This window comes from Pseudomonas mangrovi, from assembly GCF_003052585.1.
GTDB lineage: Bacteria > Pseudomonadota > Gammaproteobacteria > Pseudomonadales > Pseudomonadaceae > Aquipseudomonas > Aquipseudomonas mangrovi.
Genome location: NZ_QASN01000019.1, coordinates 157,941 through 176,882, shown reverse-complemented (window position 1 = coordinate 176,882; position 18,942 = coordinate 157,941). Strand labels below are relative to the sequence as shown.

General features: G+C 67.3%; 17 protein-coding genes. 8 read left to right on the top strand and 9 right to left on the bottom strand.

Annotated features, from left to right (window positions below; genetic code table 11):
• Window positions 1-156: 156 nt before the first annotated feature.
• Window positions 157-1,152, bottom strand: a complete 996-nt coding sequence (locus DBO85_RS11880; protein WP_108107488.1) for an AraC family transcriptional regulator — start codon at window positions 1,150-1,152, stop codon at window positions 157-159.
• A 242-nt stretch (window positions 1,153-1,394) separates the two neighbouring features.
• On the opposite strand from DBO85_RS11880, the gene DBO85_RS11875 reads away from it, so the two are divergent.
• Entirely contained in the window at window positions 1,395-2,291 is an 897-nt protein-coding gene (locus tag DBO85_RS11875) for a sterol desaturase family protein (protein ID WP_108107487.1), read from the top strand.
• Window positions 2,292-2,542: 251 nt separating this feature from the next.
• Here the strand turns inward: DBO85_RS11875 and DBO85_RS11870 are convergent, their stop codons facing one another.
• Complete coding sequence (locus DBO85_RS11870) at window positions 2,543-3,601, bottom strand: MBL fold metallo-hydrolase (RefSeq protein ID WP_177429763.1); 1,059 nt, start codon at window positions 3,599-3,601, stop codon at window positions 2,543-2,545.
• Window positions 3,602-3,739: 138 nt separating this feature from the next.
• Here DBO85_RS11870 and DBO85_RS11865 point away from each other — a divergent pair, with 138 nt between their 5' ends.
• Window positions 3,740-4,309 carry a pseudouridine synthase gene (locus DBO85_RS11865; RefSeq protein WP_108107486.1) on the top strand — a complete coding sequence of 190 codons (570 nt, stop codon included), beginning with the start codon at window positions 3,740-3,742 and terminating at the stop codon, window positions 4,307-4,309.
• Window positions 4,310-4,461: 152 nt separating this feature from the next.
• Here the strand turns inward: DBO85_RS11865 and DBO85_RS11860 are convergent, their stop codons facing one another.
• From DBO85_RS11860 to DBO85_RS11840, 5 genes are all read right to left on the bottom strand, one after another.
• Entirely contained in the window at window positions 4,462-4,854 is a 393-nt protein-coding gene (locus DBO85_RS11860) for a globin domain-containing protein (protein WP_108107485.1), read from the bottom strand.
• Between the two features lie 101 nt (window positions 4,855-4,955).
• Window positions 4,956-5,174, bottom strand: a complete 219-nt coding sequence (locus DBO85_RS11855; RefSeq protein ID WP_108107484.1) for a DUF2788 domain-containing protein — start codon at window positions 5,172-5,174, stop codon at window positions 4,956-4,958.
• 73 nt (window positions 5,175-5,247) lie between these two features.
• Window positions 5,248-5,727, bottom strand: coding sequence for an Lrp/AsnC family transcriptional regulator (locus tag DBO85_RS11850; protein ID WP_108107483.1), 480 nt, complete (start codon window positions 5,725-5,727; stop codon window positions 5,248-5,250).
• A gap of 386 nt (window positions 5,728-6,113) precedes the next feature.
• Complete coding sequence (locus DBO85_RS11845) at window positions 6,114-6,995, bottom strand: cation diffusion facilitator family transporter (RefSeq protein WP_177429762.1); 882 nt, start codon at window positions 6,993-6,995, stop codon at window positions 6,114-6,116.
• 28 nt (window positions 6,996-7,023) lie between these two features.
• Window positions 7,024-7,440 carry a polyribonucleotide nucleotidyltransferase gene (locus tag DBO85_RS11840; RefSeq protein ID WP_108107481.1) on the bottom strand — a complete coding sequence of 139 codons (417 nt, stop codon included), beginning with the start codon at window positions 7,438-7,440 and terminating at the stop codon, window positions 7,024-7,026.
• Window positions 7,441-7,756: 316 nt separating this feature from the next.
• Between DBO85_RS11840 and hrpB the strand changes: the two genes are divergently transcribed.
• From hrpB to DBO85_RS11820, 4 genes are all read left to right on the top strand, one after another.
• Window positions 7,757-10,276 carry an ATP-dependent helicase HrpB gene (hrpB, locus tag DBO85_RS11835; protein ID WP_108107480.1) on the top strand — a complete coding sequence of 840 codons (2,520 nt, stop codon included), beginning with the start codon at window positions 7,757-7,759 and terminating at the stop codon, window positions 10,274-10,276.
• 354 nt (window positions 10,277-10,630) lie between these two features.
• Window positions 10,631-12,973, top strand: coding sequence for a 5-methyltetrahydropteroyltriglutamate--homocysteine S-methyltransferase (gene metE / locus DBO85_RS11830; RefSeq protein ID WP_108107479.1), 2,343 nt, complete (start codon window positions 10,631-10,633; stop codon window positions 12,971-12,973).
• 203 nt (window positions 12,974-13,176) lie between these two features.
• Complete coding sequence (gene atzF / locus DBO85_RS11825; protein WP_108107478.1) at window positions 13,177-14,997, top strand: allophanate hydrolase; 1,821 nt, start codon at window positions 13,177-13,179, stop codon at window positions 14,995-14,997.
• Between the two features lie 54 nt (window positions 14,998-15,051).
• Complete coding sequence (locus DBO85_RS11820) at window positions 15,052-15,780, top strand: GntR family transcriptional regulator (protein WP_108107477.1); 729 nt, start codon at window positions 15,052-15,054, stop codon at window positions 15,778-15,780.
• Window positions 15,781-15,797: 17 nt separating this feature from the next.
• Here DBO85_RS11820 and DBO85_RS11815 read toward each other — a convergent pair whose 3' ends face one another.
• Window positions 15,798-16,550, bottom strand: a complete 753-nt coding sequence (locus DBO85_RS11815; protein WP_108107476.1) for a substrate-binding periplasmic protein — start codon at window positions 16,548-16,550, stop codon at window positions 15,798-15,800.
• Between the two features lie 198 nt (window positions 16,551-16,748).
• Here DBO85_RS11815 and DBO85_RS11810 point away from each other — a divergent pair, with 198 nt between their 5' ends.
• Window positions 16,749-17,588: an SDR family oxidoreductase gene (locus tag DBO85_RS11810; RefSeq protein ID WP_108107475.1), complete on the top strand. Its 840-nt coding sequence runs from the start codon at window positions 16,749-16,751 to the stop codon at window positions 17,586-17,588.
• A 3-nt stretch (window positions 17,589-17,591) separates the two neighbouring features.
• Here DBO85_RS11810 and DBO85_RS11805 read toward each other — a convergent pair whose 3' ends face one another.
• Window positions 17,592-18,257, bottom strand: a complete 666-nt coding sequence (locus tag DBO85_RS11805; protein ID WP_108107474.1) for a hypothetical protein — start codon at window positions 18,255-18,257, stop codon at window positions 17,592-17,594.
• A 152-nt stretch (window positions 18,258-18,409) separates the two neighbouring features.
• On the opposite strand from DBO85_RS11805, the gene DBO85_RS11800 reads away from it, so the two are divergent.
• Complete coding sequence (locus DBO85_RS11800; RefSeq protein ID WP_108107473.1) at window positions 18,410-18,886, top strand: LabA-like NYN domain-containing protein; 477 nt, start codon at window positions 18,410-18,412, stop codon at window positions 18,884-18,886.
• Window positions 18,887-18,942 lie beyond the last annotated feature (56 nt).

Below are 18,942 nucleotides of genomic sequence, written 5' to 3'. Positions count from 1 at the left end.
GGCGTCGGATGCCTGCGCCGTTGGGCTGAGCGCCGCCCCGGGTCGCAGCGATGCGCTGTGTTTGGAGGTGGGCCGAGAGGCCCAGCGGGGTGGGGCGATGCCACTTGAAGTGGTCTGTGGGATCGCTTGTTGGGCCTCGCGTAGCTCGGCGCCAACCTACGGATCTGACGGTCTGCGTCGGCCGAGCACGCGCTGGCGCCAGGCCAGGGGGCTTTCACCGTGCCATTGGCTGAAGGCCCGGCTGAACGCGCTCTGTTGCGAGTAGCCGAGCAGCGCGGCGATCTCGCCAAGCGGAAGACGGGCATCCTGCAGATAGCCGGCGGCAAGCTGGCGGCGGGTGTCGTCGAGCAGCTGCCGAAAGCTCAGGCCCTGGACGTCGAGATGCCGCTGCAGGGTGCGCGATGAGCGATGCAGGCTGCGCGCCAGGGCGTCCAGACTGGCGTTGCCGTCACGCAACAACGGGATCAGCGCCTGTTGGCAGCGATCGATCAGGCCGCCGTCACGATGCTGGCGCAGAAAGCCCTCGGCCTGGGCATCGAGCAGTGCCAGCAGCGCCGGGTCGGCCTGGCGCAGGGGCAGCTGCAGATAGGCCAGCGGCAGGGCCAGGCGGGTGCAGGGCTGGGCGAAGCGTACCTGGCCACCGAAGAACGCCCGATAGGGCTGTGGGTCGGCGGGCGCGGGGTTGACGAAGTCCACCGCATCCACCGGCAGCGGCTGGCCGGTCAGCTCGCGGGCCAGTTGCACCAGGGCGCCCAGCCCGGTCTCGTCGACCAGTTGGCCTGGGCGGCCTAGTGCGGTGCCCCACTGCAGCAGCAGCTGCTCGCCCTCCACGCGCAACTGCGCCGGGTTCGCGTCGTAGACCAGCGCGTGGTAGCGCTCAAGGCGCTGCAGCGCCTCACCCAGGGTGGCGCAGGCCAGCGCTGCATAACCGACCACGCCGAAGTGCCGTGGCCCTATGCCCTCGGCAATGCGCAGGCCGAGGGCCGGCTCGTCGAGCAGGTCGGCGGCGCGGTGCAACAGTGCCTGCCAGACCGGCATCGGCAGCTGGCCGTCGTCGGCGACCGGCAGCGGGCCGAGCAGCGCCTCGCCATCCAGGCCGCGGCGGGCCAGGTACTCGTAGAGCAGCGGTGCGTAGCTGGCGGCGATGCGCATTGGCAACCCTCTGAAAATGGCTATGTCAGCTCATGGCCGTCGTGGCCACCCCGACCAGACGGCCTTCAATGGGGCACCCCAACGAGGCGTCCGTCAAAGCCTTTCGCCGCGCCGCCCGTTTCAGGGGCTTCAGCGTTTCATCTGACGATGGCGTGATTTGTCAAAAAAACTGCGGGGCGTGTCAAGTCCGGCGTTTCGCCCTGGGCGAGGATGGTGGCATCCGTGTTTCCCGGAGCTTCACCATGCTCGAATTGTTCGCCAGTCTCTGGACGCAGATCGACCTGCGCCGCGATCTGCTGCTGATTCTGACCCCGCTGTTTACCGCGACCCTGCTGGTCGATCTGCTCTCGGCGCGGCGGCGTGGCCGTTATCGGCTGGCCGACTCGCTGGCGAGCATCGGCCTGGGCGGGATCTACCTGGCGGTGGATGCGCTGCTGGTGGTGTTCCTGGTGCTGCCGGTCTACCACCTGGTACACCAGGTGCGACTGCTGGACTTCGCCATGACACCGCTGGCCTTCGTCGTGCTGTTCTTCGGCCTGGAACTCTGCTTTTACTGGTTCCATCGCGCCAGCCACCGCATCCGCTGGTTCTGGGCGGCGCATGTGGTGCATCACTCCTCCGAGCAGATGAACTTCACCACCGCCTCGCGGCAGAGCCTGTTCTACGGCTTTGCCGGCAACTGGCTGTTCTATCTGCCGCTGGTCTGGCTGGGATTCGCGCCGGAGTGGGTGCTGTTCATGTTCTCGGCCAGCCTGGCCTATCAGTACTTCATCCATACCCAGTCGGTGGGCAAGTTGCCCAGGCCGCTGGAGTGGTTCTTCAACACCCCCTCCCACCACCGTGCCCATCATGGCCGCAACCCGCAGTACATCGACCGCAACTACGGTGGCGTGCTGATTCTCTACGACCGCCTGTTCGGTACCTTCGTCGAGGAGGATGAACCGGTCGAATACGGCATCATCCGCCAGGTGCGCAGCTTCAATCCGCTGTGGCTGAACCTGCATGAGTGGGTCGACCTGGCCCGCGACATCGCCCGCCCCGGACCGCTGGGCCAGCGCCTGCGGCACCTGTGGATGCCGCCGGAATGGCAGCGCCCGGAGGTGATCGATGAAAGGGACGCGCAAAGGTCGCGTTTGTAGGTTGGGCCGGCAGGCCCAGCGGCGCGGAGGGTGATGTCGCCGCGTGCGGGTTGCCTGATTGCCCTTTCGGACCATCTTGCTCCGCGACAACCATGGCTCGGCGGCGCCGGCGCGTATCGCTCTGGTGGATAAACAGAGCCGGTATGTGGCGTTCAGCCGTAGGGCGCAATAAGCGCAGCGCATTGCGCCATGCTGCGTCCATTCCGAGCGTCGCTGAGCAGGGGGGACTTGGCGGATTATGCCGCTGGCGGCTAATCCGTCCTACGGTCGGTGAGGGGGGCGAATTCCCAGGCCTGGCCGGGGTAGGGCACGCCGAAGCTGCTTGGCTCCACACCCTGTTGCTCGAGGGCGATTCGCAGGTCTCTGGGCGGATCGAACTGACCTTCGTCACTCAGATTGAAGGTGCCGAAGTGGATTGCCATGCTGCGCTGCGATTCGAGGATGCGGTGGGCCTGCACGGCGTCGTCCGGGTTCATGTGGTTGTCGCGCATGAACCAGCGCGGCGCGTAGGCGCCAATCGGCAGCAGGGCGCAGCGCGTCGGTCCGAAGCGCTCGCGGATTAGCGCAAATTCCGGCCCCAGCCCGGTGTCGCCGGGGAACAGCACGGGCCCCTGCGCCGACGCCAGAACAAAACCCATCCACAGCGTGCGATTGGTGTCGGCGCGGGCGCGCGCCGACCAGTGCTGCGCCGGCACTGCGTGCAGCTGCATCTGCTCGTTCAGCGTCAGGCTCTGCCACCAGTCCAGCTCCTCGACCTGGGCAAAGCCGGTCTGGCGGATCAGCGCGGCATTGCCCAGGCCGGTCACCACCCGTGCCTGCGGAAAGCGCGTGGCCAGCAGACGCAGGCTGTGCAGGTCGAGGTGGTCGTAGTGGTTGTGGCTGACCAGGATCAGATCGATGGGCGGCAATTGCGCGATGCTCAGCCCCGGCGCCAGGTAGCGCTTCGGTCCGATGAAACCGAACGGGCTGGCGCGCTTGCCCCAGAGTGGGTCGGTCAGGATGTTCAGGCCATGCTGCTGGATCAGCAGGGTGGCATGGTTGATATAGGTGACGCGCAGCCGCTCGCCCTGCACCCGCTGCTCCACCGGGTCGGCGGCGGCCGTCGGCTCCTGCCAGCGCCACGGTTCCTGCGGGGCACGCTGGGTCTGCCAGCGGAGGATGTCGCGCAGGCTCTTGTGCGGTTTGGGATGAATGTTGTGGAAGCGCTCACCATCGAAATGATCGCTGCGCGGCCCGCGATGGCCCATCGAGCCGCAACGGGCCAGGGTCTTCAGGCTGAGCATCCAGGTCGGGCGGGGCAGGCGGAGCATCGGCGGCGCTCTTGCAGGGGCGAAGCGGGAAACCTAGCATGCCGTTCCCCGTCCTGGCTCTTCTCGGTGTTTCCGCGCATGTCTCGTCCCCAGCGTCCTGTTTCGCGTTCGCGCTCCACGCCCGTCGTGCGCCCGCGCGTGGCCAAGGCGCCGCCGGCCGAGCCGCGGCTGATCGTCCTGAACAAGCCGTTCGATGTACTCACCCAGTTTCAGGACGAGCAGGGCCGGGCGACGCTGAAGGACTTCGTCGACGTGCCGGGCGTCTATCCCGCCGGACGCCTGGATCGCGACAGCGAGGGCTTGTTACTGCTGACCAACGATGGCCGCCTGCAGGCACGCATCGCCGACCCGAAGCACAAGCTGGCGAAGACCTACTGGGTGCAGGTGGAGGGCGAGCCGAGTGAGGCGCAGCTACAGCAGCTACGCACCGGGGTGACGCTCAACGACGGCCCGACCCTGCCGGCCGAGGCGCGTCTGCTGGATGAACCGCAGCTGTGGGAGCGCAATCCGCCGGTGCGTTTTCGCAAGAGCGTGCCGACCGCCTGGCTGGAGCTGGTGATCCGTGAGGGCCGCAACCGCCAGGTGCGCCGGATGACCGCCGCGGTCGGCCTGCCGACGCTGCGCCTGGTGCGCGTGCGCATCGGCCCCTGGAGCCTGGACGGCCTGCAGCCGGGGCAGTGGCGTGACCTGCCGCCGAGCCTTGGTTAGCAGCCGTAGGGCGCAATAAGCGCAGCGCATTGCGACATGCCGCGTGCGCTCGGGACGGCCAACGGCTTTTCGGTTACCCCGTGTATCCCCCTCTCCACCGGGAGAGGGTGCTGAAGGCGGCTGAGCGATGGCGCGGCTGCACTCAGGCCGGCTCAATAGTGCGACTTGATCACCTCGATGCCCTTGTTCAGCACTTCACGCCAGTCGCGGCGCAGCGGCTCGGCGAACTGCTGGTCGTGCTTGCCGACCGTGTCGAGTAGCGCCTGGGTCCAGATGTCGTAGAGCTCGGGGCGGATGTCGAAGCCTTCGCGCGAGTGGCTCGCGCCGAGGGCGCGCAGTTTGGTGTCGGGCATGCCGCGGGCGAACATCACCAGGTTGAGGATGCCCTGGCGCAGCAGCTGCTTCTGCGCCGGCATGTTGGTGTTGGCGAACTTCTCGCGGATCTTTGGCGAGCTGGCGAGGAACTGCTGGTAGAAGTCATCGAAGAAGCTCGGGCTGGCGCAGCAGCGCCCGTAGCTCTGCATGACGCGGTCGGTGGGTTTCATGAGTCGCCTGCTAGGAAGGGAATCGGCCCCAAGGGGCGGCGTGACCGCCGCTGGGGTGGGGGAGGGTGGCGGGTGTGCGGAGGGCGCTGCCGCGGACGCAATCAGCCGTGGATGCCGCGGGTGACTTCCAGGAGATAGGCAATCAGCGGCTTGGCGAGGAAGGCGAACAGGCACAGGCCGAGGCCGAGGAACAGGATCGCGGTGCCCAAGCGGCCCGCCTTGGACTTCTTCGCCAGGTCCCAGATGATGAACGCCATGAAGCAGATCAGCCCTCCTACCAGGACATACATCATCAGGGCTTCGAACTGCTGGGTTTCCATGCTCACCTCGTGCGGGTCAGGAACGGGGCGGCGAGTATACGCGAGGGGCGCGGCAGCGCCGCGGGCCTGCGACTCACTGACGCAGGTGGTCCAGGGGTAGTTCCGTGCTGGAGATCACCTGGTTGAGCACGAAACTCGAACGCACGCTGGAGACCCCTTCGATGCGGGTCAGCTTGCCGAGCAGGAATTGCTGGTAGTGGTCCATGTCCGCGACCACCACCTTGAGCTGGTAGTCGGCGTCCATCCCGGTGACCAGGCTGCACTCGAGCACTTCCGGGCACTCGCGAATGGCGCTCTGGAAGCGCTCGAAGCGTTCGGGGGTGTGGCGGTCCATGCCGATCAGTACGTAGGCGGTCAGGGTCAGGCCGAGCTTCTTGCGATCGAGCAGGGCGACCTGGCGAAGGATGTAACCGTCGTCTTCGAGTTGCTTGACCCGTCGCGAGCAGGGCGAAGGCGACAGGCCGATGCGCTCGGCGAGGTCCTGATTGGACAGCGTGGCATCGCGTTGCAGGAGGCTCAGCAGGTTCAGGTCGTAGCGATCAAGTTTGCTCATGTTCGACTCTGCGGGATTTTCGATTGCGTAAATTCTGAGTTTTCAGTGTTTCTGTTGCTGATCATGGCTGTTTATGGGTTGTTTTAGCAATCGCCTGGCGTGACCGCGGGCGTAAGCTTTACCCAGTTCCAACACACGGACATCTCCAGCGGAGCGGCCCAACCAGGACCTCCGAGTCATCCGCCTTACCGGGCTGCGATGACCCCCGTGTGCGCTACCCCAACCAGGGTCGCGATGACGAGGCGCCAACCGCGCTGGCAGAAGGGTAGATGAGAAAAGGGAGGCCAGTGGCCTCCCTTTTGTTTTGTACCAACCGCTCGGCATGCCAGCCGAATGACCAGCGGCCCTCGGCGTGGTGGGCGCAATGCTGCGCCTGTCGAGAGCGCCTACTTCAGCACGTCCTCGGGATCGGCATGCACCAGCACCTCGGCGCGCGGAAATTCCTTGCGGATGGCCTGCTCCACCGCTTCGCAGAGGCGATGCGCTTCGCTCAGCGACAGTGTTCCCGGCAGCTCCAGGTGCAGCTGGACGAACCAGCGGGTACCGGACATCCGGGTACGCAGGTCATGCGCGCCGAGCACGCCGGGCACGCTGCAGGCCAGTTCGTGCATGCGACTGCTCTGCTCCGGTGGCAGCTCGGTGTCCATCAGTATCGCCAGTGCCTCGCGGGCGATGCCGACGGCGCTCCAGAGGATGTACAGACCGATGCCCATGCCGAAGATCGCATCGACCCGCTCCAGACCCTGGGCGCTCAATGCCAGGGCAAGCAGGATGCTGCTGTTGAGCAACAGGTCGGAGCGGTAGTGCAGGGAGTCGGCGCGGATCGCCGTGGAGCCGGTCTGCTTCACCACATGCCGCTGGAACAGCAGCAGGCCGGCGGTGGCTGCCAGGGAGATCAGCATCACGGCGATGCCGAGCAGTTGCGCGGTGATCGGCTGCGGGTGGAGCAGGCGGTCGATCGCCTGGGCGCCGACCAGCAGGGCGCTGACGCTGATGAACATCGATTGACCGAGCCCGGCGAGGGCTTCGGCCTTGCCGTGGCCATAGCGATGGTCGTCATCCGCCGGTTGCAGCGCGTAGTGCACCGCCAGCAGGTTGATCAGCGAAGCCGCGCCATCGAGCAGCGAGTCGGTCAGACCGGCGAGCAGGCTGACCGAGCCGCTGAGCCACCAGGCAACGGCTTTGGCCAGCGCCAGGCTCAGCGCTACGGCCAGCGCCGCCCGGGTGGCCAGGCGCATCAGTCGTGCGTGGTCGGCGGAAACGCTCACCGGCGCAGGTCGCCTGAATGATTGCGCATCAGCCGGCCGGACGCAGGCCGTAGGCAGCCAGTTGCTCGATGCTGCCGTTGTGCTGGATCAGGCGCGGATCGTCGAGCGGCAGGCTGAGGCCGATTTCCTGTTCGATGATCGCTTTCAGGCGTGCCGGATCGACCTGGCCATCTTCGCCGATGGCTTCCTGGAGCTTCTCCGGCGCGACACTGTATTCGTCGTTGGGCAGGTAGATGGCGCCGGTGGCGAAGTCGACGCCGAAGGCGATCAGACCCGGGATCACGTAGAAGAGCACGCCGATGGCATTGAGGCCGGCCACCAGTGGGTCGATGCGGCCCTCGATCTGGCCGCGCCGGTCGGGGAAGAACAGCGTGCCGCAGGCGCTGAGCTGGGCCAGCAGTGTGACGGTGAGAGCACCGCCGATCAGGCGTGAACGCATCCGCATGACAAACACCTCCTAGAAAAATGGCGCAACTATAACCAAGGCTTTCGGCGGCGGCGATGACGATCTTGCGCCGCTCCGCAAAAGGTGCGGACCGACCAGGCTCATCGTGCACGCCGGGGGCGCGCGCGCCGCGTTCCGCCCCCTGCGTTGCACTTGGGCAGCCGGCAGCGCGTTCCGTTCGGGCTCGTCGCTTGCCGTCGCGCAGGCCCAGGGGCGTTCGTGGTGGCGAGCAAGGCGGGCAGGGCGGTCGCGCAACGCCTCAGGCGCGGCCAAGCCCTGCTGTGCTTGCGCGCCGCGCCGGTATACTGCGCGCCCCATGAAGACACTTCCCATCGACGACGTCCTGCCCGCCCTGCGCCAAGCCCTCGCCCAGCGCGACGAAGCCGTGCTGGAAGCGCCGCCGGGCGCCGGCAAGACCACCCGTGTGCCGCTGGCGCTGCTGGGCGAGCCCTGGCTGGCCGGGCAGCGCATCCTCATGCTCGAGCCGCGCCGCCTGGCCGCCCGTGCGGCCGCCGAGCGCCTGGCCAGCGAGCTGGGCGAGACGGTCGGCGAAACGGTGGGTTACCGCATCCGCCTGGAGAGCAGGGTCGGCCCGCGCACGCGCATCGAGGTGGTCACCGAGGGCATCCTGGCCCGCCGCCTGCAGGACGACCCGGCGCTGGAGGGCGTCGGCCTGGTGATCTTCGACGAATTCCACGAACGCAGCCTGGATGCCGACCTGGCTTTGGCGCTGACCCTCAATGGCCGCGAGCTGCTGCGCGAGACGCCGCTCAAGGTGCTGCTGATGTCGGCGACCCTGGAGGGCGAGCGGCTCTCGGCGCTGCTTTCGCAGGCGCCGGTGGTATCCAGCCAGGGTCGCATGTTCCCGGTCGACATCCGGTGGGGCGCGCCTTTCCAGGCCGGCGAGCGGGTCGAGCCGCGTGTCCTGCAGGCGGTGCTGCAGGCGCTGGACGAGGAAAGCGGCAGCCTGCTGGTGTTCCTGCCTGGGCAGGCGGAGATCCGCCGCGTCCATGAGCAACTGCAGGAGCGCCTGGGCGCGCGCCCGGACATCCTGCTCTGCCCGCTGCATGGCGAGCTGGAACTCAGTGCCCAGCGCGCGGCCATCGAACCGGCGCCGGCCGGCACGCGCAAGGTGGTGCTGGCGACCAACATCGCCGAGACCAGCCTGACAATCGAGGGCGTGCGCGTGGTGGTCGATGCCGGCCTTGCGCGAGTGCCGCGCTTCGATCCGGCCAGCGGCATGACCCGGCTGGACACCCAGCGCATCTCGCGCGCCTCGGCGACCCAGCGCGCCGGGCGCGCCGGGCGCCTGCGGCCGGGGGCGTGCTACCGCCTGTGGTCGCAGGCCCAGCATGAGCAGCTGGCGGCGCATGGCGAGGCGGAAATCCTCGCTGCCGACCTGGCCGGCCTGGCCTTGCAACTGGCGCGCTGGGGCGTTCAGCCGGCCGAACTGGCCTGGCTCGACCCGCCGCCGGCGGCGGCCTATGCCCAGGCCCGCGAGCTGCTGGCGCGGCTCGGTGCGCTGGATGAGCGTGGGGTGCTCAGCGTCCATGGCCAGGCGATGGCCGAGCTGCCGGCGCATCCGCGCATCGCCCACCTGCTGCTGCGCGGTCAGGCGCTGGGTCTCGGCGCGATGGCGGCGGACCTGGCCGCGCTGCTGGGCGAACGCGACATCCTGCGCGGCGCCGGCGCCGACCTGCACAGCCGCATCAGCCTGCTGGCCGGCGAATCGCGCGCCACCGGCGGCTCCCGCGGCGGTGTGCAGCGCGCCCGGCAGCTGGCGCGGCAACTGCGCGGCTACCTGAGGGGCGCGGCCAGCCAGCCCGTCAGCGATCCTGAACATCCGCGCTGGCTCGGCTGCCTGCTGGCCTTTGCCTATCCCGACCGTATCGCCCGCCAGCGTCGCGCGGGGGGTGCCGAATACCGCATGGCCAATGGCCGCGCAGCGCTGTTCAGCGACGCCGATGCGCTGATGAAGCACGACTGGCTGGTGATCGCCGACCTCGGCAGCCGCCAGGGCCAGCGCGAGGAACGCATCTACCTGGCAGCGGATCTCGACCCGACGCTCTTCGACGGCCCCTTGGCCGAGCAGGTCAGTGAAAAGGATCTGCTCGACTGGGACGAGCGCGAAGGCGTGCTGCGTGCCGAGCGCCAGCGCCGGGTCGGCGAGCTGGTGCTGGAAAGCCGCGCGCTGCCGCAGCTGGACGAGCAGGCCCGTGGCCTCGCGCTGCTGGCGCTGGTCAGACGCAAGGGTCTCGAGCTGCTGGCCTGGACGCCGGAGCTGCGCCAGTGGCAGGCACGCGTCGGCTTGTTGCGGCGTCTCGATATCCAGCAGAGCGGCGTGAGCGACTGGCCGGATGTCAGTGATGCGGCACTGCTGGAGCGGCTGCAGGACTGGCTGCTGCCCTATCTTGGCAAGGTCAGTCGGCTGAACCACTTCGCCCAGCTGGACCTGGCGGCGATGCTGGCCAACCTGCTGCCCTGGCCGCTGCCGCAGCGGCTCGACGAGCTTGCACCGAAGACGCTGGAGGTGCCTTCGGGGTCGCGCATCCGCATCGACTACAGCCAGGACCCGCCGGTGCTGGCGGTGCGTCTGCAGGAACTGTTCGGCCTGGCGCAGACGCCGCGCATCGCCGGCGGCCGGCAGGGCGTGCTGCTGCACCTGCTGTCACCGGCGCAGCGCCCGGTACAGGTGACCCAGGATCTCGCCAGCTTCTGGGCCAACACCTACCTGGAGGTAAAGAAGGACCTCAAGGGTCGTTACCCCAAGCACTACTGGCCGGATGATCCGCTGATCGCCGAGCCGACGGCGCGGGCCAAACCGCGTCGCAGCTGAGGATGGTTCAGGCGACCTGCGGCTGCGTATAGGCGCTCTGGTTGGGCTCCCTGCACGCCGACGCCTCCCTCAGCCGGCGCGGTGCGCCACCTTCTCCCGGCGGGAGAAGGACAGCTGCGAAGGCGATGGCGCGGTGTGGTCCTGAAGAGCTGCAAGCATGCACGGCTTTTCCCTCTCCCCCTCGGGAGAGGGTGCCGAAGGCGGATGAGGGATGCTTCAGGCGACGCGCAGCCCGCAACACTCGACTTTTTGTATGAGTGAAATTTGTTTTCATTATATATTAATTGAGTTTGTTTCATTGATTGGCTGCCCCCAGACTCCTTCTCATCGAATTTCGCATAGGGAGGATTTCACATGGCATTGGCACACAACCTCGGCTTTCCGCGCATCGGACGCGACCGCGAGCTGAAAAAGGCGTTGGAAGCGCACTGGAGGGGCGAGCTCGACGAGGCGGGTCTGCGCGAGGTTGGCCGCCAACTGCGTGCCGCGCACTGGCAGCTGCAGAAGGACGCTGGTATCCAGCTGCTGCCGGTCGGCGACTTCGCCTGGTATGACCAGGTGCTGACCCACTCGCTGACCTTCGGCGTGATCCCGGCGCGCTTTCGGGATGACTCCAGCGTCCGGCCGACCCTGCAGACGCTGTTTGCCATGGCGCGTGGGACCGGTGCAGGGGGCAGCCAGCGCTGTTGCGGCGCAAGCCACGGCCAGCCGGTATTTGCCCAGGAGCTGACCAAGTGGTTCGATACCAACTACCACTACCTGGTCCCGGAATTCACTGCCGATCAGCAGTTCGAGCTGAGCTGGGAGCAGCTGTTCGAGGAGGTCGACGAGGCGTTGGCCCTGGGCCATGCGGTCAAGCCGGTGCTGATCGGGCCGCTGACCTATCTCTGGCTGGGCAAGGCCAAGGGTGCGACTGACAGCGAGCAGGACTTCGACAAGCTGGACCTGCTCGAACGCCTGCTGCCGTTGTACGGGCAGATCTTCCAGCGCCTGGCCGCGCAGGGGGTGGAGTGGGTGCAGATCGACGAGCCGATTCTCGCCCTGGACCTGCCGCAGGACTGGAAGAACGCCTTCGAGCGCGCCTACAACCTGTTGCAGAAGGACCCGCTGAAGAAACTCCTGGCCACCTATTTCGGCGGCCTGGAAGACAACCTCGGCCTGGCCGCCGGCCTGCCGGTGGACGGGCTGCACATCGACCTGGTGCGGGCGCCGGAGCAGTACCCGATCATTCTCGACCGCCTGCCGGCCTACAAGGTGCTGTCACTGGGCCTGGTCAACGGTCGCAACGTCTGGCGCTGCGATCTGGAAAAGAACCTGGAGATTGCCCGTGACGCCCAGGAGCGACTGGGCCAACGGCTGTGGCTGGCGCCGTCGTGCTCGCTGCTGCACAGCCCGGTGGACCTGACGCGCGAGGACCAACTGGATGCCGAACTGAAGAGCTGGCTGTCGTTCGCCGTGCAGAAGTGCGCCGAGGTGGCGATTCTGGCCCGCGCACTGAACGAGCCGCAGGCCCTGGAAGTGGCGGACGCGCTGGTGCATAGCCGTGCTGTCCAAGCCAGCCGCGCCGCGTCGCCGCGTATCCACAACCCGCAGGTGCAGGCGCGTCTCGCCGCGATCCGGCCGATCCATGCCCGGCGTCAGGCGCCCTTCGTCGAGCGAATCGACAAGCAGCGTGTCGGTCTGAATCTGCCCCCGTTCCCAACCACCACCATCGGCTCGTTTCCGCAGACCCCGGCGATTCGCCTGGCGCGTCAGTCGTTCAGGCAGGGCACGCTCAGCGCGGCGCAGTACACCGAGGCCATGCACGGCGAGATTCGCCACGCGGTGCAGGTGCAGGAGAACCTCGGCCTGGATGTGCTGGTGCACGGCGAGGCCGAGCGCAACGACATGGTCGAGTACTTCGCCGAGCAGCTCGACGGCTACCTGTTTACCCGTTTCGGCTGGGTGCAGAGCTATGGCTCGCGCTGCGTGAAGCCCGCCGTGATCTACGGCGACCTCAGCCGGCCGACAGCGATGACCGTGGACTGGATCCGCTACGCCCAGAGCCTTACAACCAAGGTGATGAAGGGCATGCTGACCGGCCCGGTGACCATGCTGATGTGGTCCTTCGCCCGCGAGGACATCCCCCGCGAGCAGCAGGCGCGGCAACTGGCGCTGGCGATCCGCGACGAGGTGGTGGACCTGGAGGCGGCCGGCATCCGCATCATCCAGATCGACGAAGCTGCATTTCGCGAGGGCCTGCCGCTGCGCAAGGCGGCCTGGCAGGGCTATCTGGACTGGGCCACCGAGGCCTTCCGCCTGACCGCCAGCGGGGTGCGCGACGAGACCCAGATCCATACCCACATGTGCTACAGCGAGTTCAACGACGTGATCGAGTCGATCGCGGCGATGGACGCCGACGTCATCACCATCGAGACCTCGCGCTCGGACATGGAGCTGCTGGATGCCTTCGAGCAGTTCGCCTATCCCAACGAGATCGGCCCGGGTGTCTACGACATCCACTCACCACGGGTGCCGAGCCGGGAAGAGATGGTCAAGCTGATGCGCAAGGCGGCACGACGGATTCCCGCCGAACGCCTCTGGGTCAACCCCGACTGCGGCCTGAAGACCCGTGGCTGGCCGGAGACCGAAGCGGCGCTGGTCAACATGGTCGCGGCAGCCCGCGAGCTGCGCGCCGATCCCAGCCTGCGCGGCTGAAACTGCAGAACCATAACGGGGCGCCTTGGCGCCCCGTTTGCGTTGCCGGCACCAAAATCAGGCGCGGCTGCACCGTCAGGTGGCAGCGATCCGCGCGTGCTGCAGCGAAAATCCGTGAACAGCCCGCAACGCCAGGCTCCCGCATGGCTGGCCCGGCTCTTGCCTTGGCTCGCTGCAAACTTGGATACAAGATGGAGCAAGCAATGCAATCAGCCTCACTGCCCGCTACCGGATGGACGTTGCATGACTGGCAGCAGGCCTATCGCACTGCGGCCTTTACCCCGGAGATTCTGTTCGAGCTGCTCGCCGGGCTGAGCATTGAAGATCCCGCGTGGATCAGCCTGGCCAGCGCGGAGCAGTTGCGTGAGCAGCTGGATGCGCTGGAGCAGCGCCGTGCAGCCGTCGAGGGTGACCTGGCGCGCCTGCCGCTGTACGGGGTGCCTTTCGCGATCAAGGACAACATCGATGCGGCGGGTTGGCAGACCACCGCGGCCTGCCCTGAATTCGCCTACCTGGCCGAGCGTGATGCCACCACGGTGGCGCAACTGCGTGCGGCGGGGGCGGTGTTGCTGGGCAAGACCAACCTGGATCAGTTCGCCACCGGCCTGGTCGGAACCCGCTCGCCCTACGGCGTGGTGCCGAATGCCTTCGATCCGGCCTATGTCAGCGGCGGCTCCAGTTCCGGCTCGGCCTCGGTGGTGGCGCGCGGCCTGGTGCCCTTTGCCCTGGGCACCGATACCGCCGGTTCCGGGCGGGTGCCCGCGGCGTTCAACAACATCGTCGGGCTCAAGCCGACCCGTGGCTGGCTCTCCACCAGCGGGCTGGTGCCGGCCTGCCGGACCCTGGACTGCATCTCGGTGTTCGCCCTGACGGTGGACGATGCGGCCTGCATTGCCGAACTGGCCGGGGGCTACGATGCCAGCGATGCCTATTCGCGGCGCAACCCGCGCAGCGCACCGGTGGGCATCGGCGCCGCGCCGCGCCTGGCGGTGCCGGACAGCCTGGAGTTCTTCGGCGACGAGCAGAACCGTGCGGTGTTCGAGCGTGCGCTGGAGCAGTTCCGGCAGATGGGTGCGGAGCTGGTAAGCATCGATTTCTCGCCGTTCCGCGAACTCGCCGCGCAGCTCTATCAGGGTTCCTGGGTCGCCGAGCGCACCTCGGTGCTGGTCGATCTGCTGGAGCGCTCGCCGGAGGCCATCCACCCGGTGGTCCGCGAGATCGTGCGCAACGGCTTCAACTACGACGCCTGCGATGCCTACCAGGCCGAGTACCTGCGCGCCGAGCTCAGCCGGCGGATCAATCTGCTGCTGGAGGACTTCGACGCGCTGCTGGTGCCGACCTCGCCGACCCTGCGGCGCATCGAGGAAATGCACGCCGAACCGATCCTGTTCAACGCCCAGTTCGGCACCTACACCAACTTCACCAACCTCGCCGACCTCAGCGCGCTGGCGCTGCCGGCGGGTTTTCGCGACGACGGCCTGCCGGCCGGCCTGACCCTGATCGCACCGGCCTGGCATGACCAGGCGCTGGCGTCGCTCGGCAGACGCTGGCAAGCCGGCCAGCGGCTGGCGCTGGGTGCTACCGGGCGCTTCCTGGCGCAGGACGGGCCCGCAGCGGTAGGTGCGCCCGCGCCGGGGTGCGTGCGCCTGGCGGTGGTTGGTGCCCACCTGACCGGCATGCCGCTGAACTTCCAGCTCGGCAGCCGCGATGCGGTGCTGGTCGAGCAGACCCTGACCGCGCCGCGCTACAGCCTGCATGCCCTGGCCGGGTCGGTGCCGCCCAAGCCGGGCCTGGTGCGCGAGGGCGAGGGTGGTGCCTCGATCATCGTCGAGTTGTGGGACATCCCGTTGGCGCGCTTCGGCGAGTTCGTCGCCGAGATCCCGCCGCCGCTGGGCATCGGCAATCTGGAACTGGTCGATGGTCGCTGGGTCAAGGGCTTCATCTGCGAGCCCTGGGCCCTGTCCAGCGCCCAGGACATCACCGCGTTCGGCGGCTGGCGCGCCTATATCGCCAGCCGCTCCTGAGGTGGTCGGTCGTCGATGGCGGAGGTTGCGGATGGGGCGATGCGGGGGCGGGCGATGAGCCCTGTGCCGGAGCCGCCTGGGCGAACCCCGCCGGGCGAGCGCGCGGAGAATCTGGCCGAGCGCATCTATCTGCAGCTCAAGCAGGACATCTGCGCGTTTCGCCTGTTGCCGGGCGATCGCTTCAGCGAAGGGGATGTCGCCGCGCGCACCGAGGTCAGTCGCACGCCGGTGCGCCAGGCGCTGCATCGGTTGCAACGCGAGGGCTTTCTCACCGTGCACTTTCGCAGCGGCTGGCAGGTGGTGCCCTTCGATTTCGAGCAGTTCGAGGAGCTCTACGATCTGCGCATCGTGCTCGAGCTCGCGGCGCTGCGACGCCTGAGCGAGCGCCAGGGTCAACCGAATGCGCGGCTTGCGGCGCTGATGGCTACCTGGCTGGTCGAGGAAACGGCGCGTGAACAAGACGGGCTGCGGGTTGCCGAGCTGGACGAGCTGTTCCACTGCGAGCTGGTTGCGGCCACCGGCAATCGCGAGATGACCCGGGTGCACCGCGAGGTGACCGAGCGTATCCGCATCGTTCGGCGTCTGGACTTCAGCGAAGCGCCGCGGGTGGCGGCGACCTACGAGGAGCATGCGGCGATCCTGCGGGCGCTGCTCGACGGGCGCGGCGAACAGGCCTGCTTGCTGCTACGCGAGCACATCGAGCAGAGCAAGGCGGCAGTGCGGCGGATCACCCTGCAGAGGCTGCAGGCGGCGCGTGCCGGCGCTGCACCCTGCGCCGGCTGAGGCGGGCAGGGGGCCGGTTACGGCAGGCCGATTTCCTCACCTGCGGCGATCATTTCGTCGTACACCTGGTCCAGTGCATCGCGCAGGGCCTCGGGCTGCGGTGCCTTGCGCGAGATGATGTAGTGGATCGGCAGATGCGCCAGGACCACATAGGGCAGTGGCGGCATGCCCAGTTCCTCGCGGGCCTGGTCGACCGGCACGGCATAGTCGAGCAGGAAGTCGCCGCGCCGGCGTTCGAGCATCTGCAACGCCGAAACGTGGTTGCTGGTGCGGTGCAGAACCACGGCCAGCGCGGGGTCTGCGAGCATCGCGTTGACGTTGGGCCAGTAGGTGTAGCCGCTGATGAGAATGAGGTCGCGACCGATCAGGTCCTGGGGGATCTTCGGCTTCGGGGTGTCGGCCCGGTAGTACAGATTCAGTGTGGTCTCGGTGAGCAGGCTGCGCGATTCCAGCACGTAATCCTGCAGGTCCGGCTTTCTGCTGCCGGCCCAGAGATGCACGCTGCCGTCGCGCAAGCCGTTGTACAGGCGCGCACTGGGCAATGAACGGAACTCCGGCGCATAGCCTGCGCGGCGCAGCATGGCCTCGGCGAGGTCATGCATGCGCCCGCGGACCACGCCATCGGCGTCTGTATAGATGGAGGGAGGGAACTCGTAGAAGCCGAAGATCACCGGGATCGGCGTTGGTGGCGCAACGCCTTCGGCGTCGCTGGCTGCCTGTGCCTGCCCGAAAAACAGGGCGAGCAGCAGGGGGATGCTGAGTCTGGACATGGGTTACCGCGGCAGTATTAAGGGCATACGATCCGGTTGTGATGTGCCTCACAATCTATGCTGGCATTCTGGCTCCTTTGTCGCTGCAAGAGTAGCCGCTGCACTGACCGCGCGCCGGACGGCAATACGCCCGCGCGCATGGGCAGGCGGCGGAATCCCGGCGTAGACTGCAGCCAGATGCCGTCGCTGGAGATGTCCATGTATCGCAAGGTGTTTGCCAACAAGGTCTTTGATCGCAAGGTCGTGCTCATCACCGGCGGCTGTGCCGGGATCGGCCGGGCGCTGGTCCTGCGCATGGCTCAGGCAGGTGCCCGGCTGGTGATCTTCGATCTGGATCGGGCTTCGCTGGACAGCCTGGTGCAGCACCTGCAGGACCATCTCAATTGCGAGGCGCTGGGGCTGGAATGCGACGTTGCCGATGCGGCGGCGGTGGAGCGGGCGATGGCGCTGGTAGTGGAGCGTTTCGGCGGCATCGACGTACTGGTCAACAACGCCGGCATCACCCATCGCAGCCGCTTCATCGACACCGAGGTTGCGGTGTTCCAGCGGATCATGGCGGTCAACTACTTCGGCGCGCTGCACTGTACCCACGCGGCGCTGCCCAGCCTGCTCGAGCGGCGCGGCCAGGTGATCGTGCTCAGCTCGCTGTCCGGATTTGCGCCCTTGCTCTATCGCAGCGCCTACAGCGCCAGCAAGCATGCCCTGCACGGACTGTTCGAGACGCTGCGCGCCGAGCATCGGGATGCCGGGCTGGGGGTGATGCTGGTGTGTCCTGGTTTCACCGCCACCGATCTGCGCAAGAACGCGCTGGTCGGTGACGGTTCGATTCAGGCCCAGCCGACCCTGACGCTGGGCAAGGTGGCGTCGCCGCAGGATGTCGCCGAGGCGATCTTCCAGGCTGCGCTGAGACGCCAGCGGCTGCTGGTGCTGTCCAACGTCGACTGGCGTGCACGGTTGCTGGCGCGGGTGTTTCCCGCGCTGTTCGAGAAGCTGCTGCCGCGCCTCTCCGGAGTCAAGCCGCCGGTGGCGGGCGACTGAAACTCAGGCGGGTTTGTCGGTCGTCTCGAGGAGCATGAAGTAGCGGAACAGCACCACGGTGCTGAACAGCTGTACCACGCCCAGCGGCAGTGCCAGCGCTACCCCGACCAGCCCTTCGACGTTCTCGCTGGGGATCAGGCCGAACAGCAGCACGGCGATGACCAGAAGAGGCACGAAGGACGCCAGCGCCAGGATCACGATGTTCCAGAAGTGGCCGGTGGTCAGGCGGAAGCTTTCGCGCATCGCCTCGATCGGCTGCTGTTGGCGCAGGACCAGCAGGTAGCCGGCCAGGCTGAGTTTCACCGCGAGCCAGACCCCTGGTGCGATCAGCAGGAAGAGCCCGAGCACCGTTGCTATCTGCGTCAGGCAGGTAAGTAGCACGAAGGCGGGCCAGATGCGCAAGGCCGCCGCGAAGAGCTGGCTGGCGCCGGCAACGGCACCGCTGCTGCGGGCGGCAAGGAAATAGATCAGCACGCTCTGGTACAGCGGCGAGAACAGCAGGCCCAGCAGCAGGCTCTGGCCGAACTCCAGCTTGCTGCCCTGAGACTGCTCCCAGAGATGTGCCGAGATGGCCTGGAGCAGTATCAGGGGGCCGCACAGCAATGCTATCTGCAGAATGTTGCGGCTATAGAAAAACCAGGAGTCGCGGAGTATCTGCTGGATATTCATCGGTAGGCACGTCGGATGGGAACGGGCGCTACTTTAACGGAAGGTGACGGCGGGCTCTATGCACGGAAATGTTCCAGGGTATCGCCGGCCGGCGCGCGGCGCGGCAAACCTGTTCTAATGCGAGCCCCCGTTTAGTTGCCCCGGAGACCTGCTTGAACAAGATCGCCCTGTTCGTCGATGTGCAGAACCTCTATTACACGGTTCGCCAGGCGCATGGCTGCCACTTCGACTATTCCGCGCTCTGGGCCGAAGTCGCCGCCCGTGGCGAGATCGTCGAGGCCTTTGCCTACGCCATCGAGCGAGGTGATGCGCGCCAGCAGCAGTTCCAGCAGATCCTGCGCCGGCTCGGCTTCACGGTGAAGCTCAAACCCTATATCCAGCGCGCCGACGGCTCGGCCAAGGGCGACTGGGACGTGGGCATCACCCTCGACGTGATGGAAGCGGCGGCGAATGTCGACGAGGTGGTGCTCGGTTCCGGTGACGGCGATTTCGATCTGCTGCTGGAGCGCATCCGCCAGCGACACGGCACCCGCAGCACCGTCTACGGCGTGCCTGGCCTCACCGCGCAGTCGCTGTTGCGCGCCGCCGACGACTATCGTCCGGTCGAAGGCAATCTGCTGCTGCGCTAGAGGCTGCTGGCCGTGCCTTGTTGCGCGGTCTCGGCGTGGGCCTGTTGGTGGATTAC

Coding starts and splice junctions, on each gene's coding strand:
- DBO85_RS11880 (WP_108107488.1), bottom strand. CDS start 1,152: ATGCGCATCGCCGCCAGCTACGCACCGCTGCTCTACGAGTACCTGGCC.
- DBO85_RS11875 (WP_108107487.1), top strand. CDS start 1,395: ATGCTCGAATTGTTCGCCAGTCTCTGGACGCAGATCGACCTGCGCCGC.
- DBO85_RS11870 (WP_177429763.1), bottom strand. CDS start 3,601: ATGCTCCGCCTGCCCCGCCCGACCTGGATGCTCAGCCTGAAGACCCTG.
- DBO85_RS11860 (WP_108107485.1), bottom strand. CDS start 4,854: ATGAAACCCACCGACCGCGTCATGCAGAGCTACGGGCGCTGCTGCGCC.
- DBO85_RS11855 (WP_108107484.1), bottom strand. CDS start 5,174: ATGGAAACCCAGCAGTTCGAAGCCCTGATGATGTATGTCCTGGTAGGA.
- DBO85_RS11850 (WP_108107483.1), bottom strand. CDS start 5,727: ATGAGCAAACTTGATCGCTACGACCTGAACCTGCTGAGCCTCCTGCAA.
- DBO85_RS11840 (WP_108107481.1), bottom strand. CDS start 7,440: ATGCGGATGCGTTCACGCCTGATCGGCGGTGCTCTCACCGTCACACTG.
- hrpB (WP_108107480.1), top strand. CDS start 7,757: ATGAAGACACTTCCCATCGACGACGTCCTGCCCGCCCTGCGCCAAGCC.
- metE (WP_108107479.1), top strand. CDS start 10,631: ATGGCATTGGCACACAACCTCGGCTTTCCGCGCATCGGACGCGACCGC.
- atzF (WP_108107478.1), top strand. CDS start 13,177: ATGCAATCAGCCTCACTGCCCGCTACCGGATGGACGTTGCATGACTGG.
- DBO85_RS11820 (WP_108107477.1), top strand. CDS start 15,052: ATGAGCCCTGTGCCGGAGCCGCCTGGGCGAACCCCGCCGGGCGAGCGC.
- DBO85_RS11815 (WP_108107476.1), bottom strand. CDS start 16,550: ATGTCCAGACTCAGCATCCCCCTGCTGCTCGCCCTGTTTTTCGGGCAG.
- DBO85_RS11810 (WP_108107475.1), top strand. CDS start 16,749: ATGTATCGCAAGGTGTTTGCCAACAAGGTCTTTGATCGCAAGGTCGTG.
- DBO85_RS11805 (WP_108107474.1), bottom strand. CDS start 18,257: ATGAATATCCAGCAGATACTCCGCGACTCCTGGTTTTTCTATAGCCGC.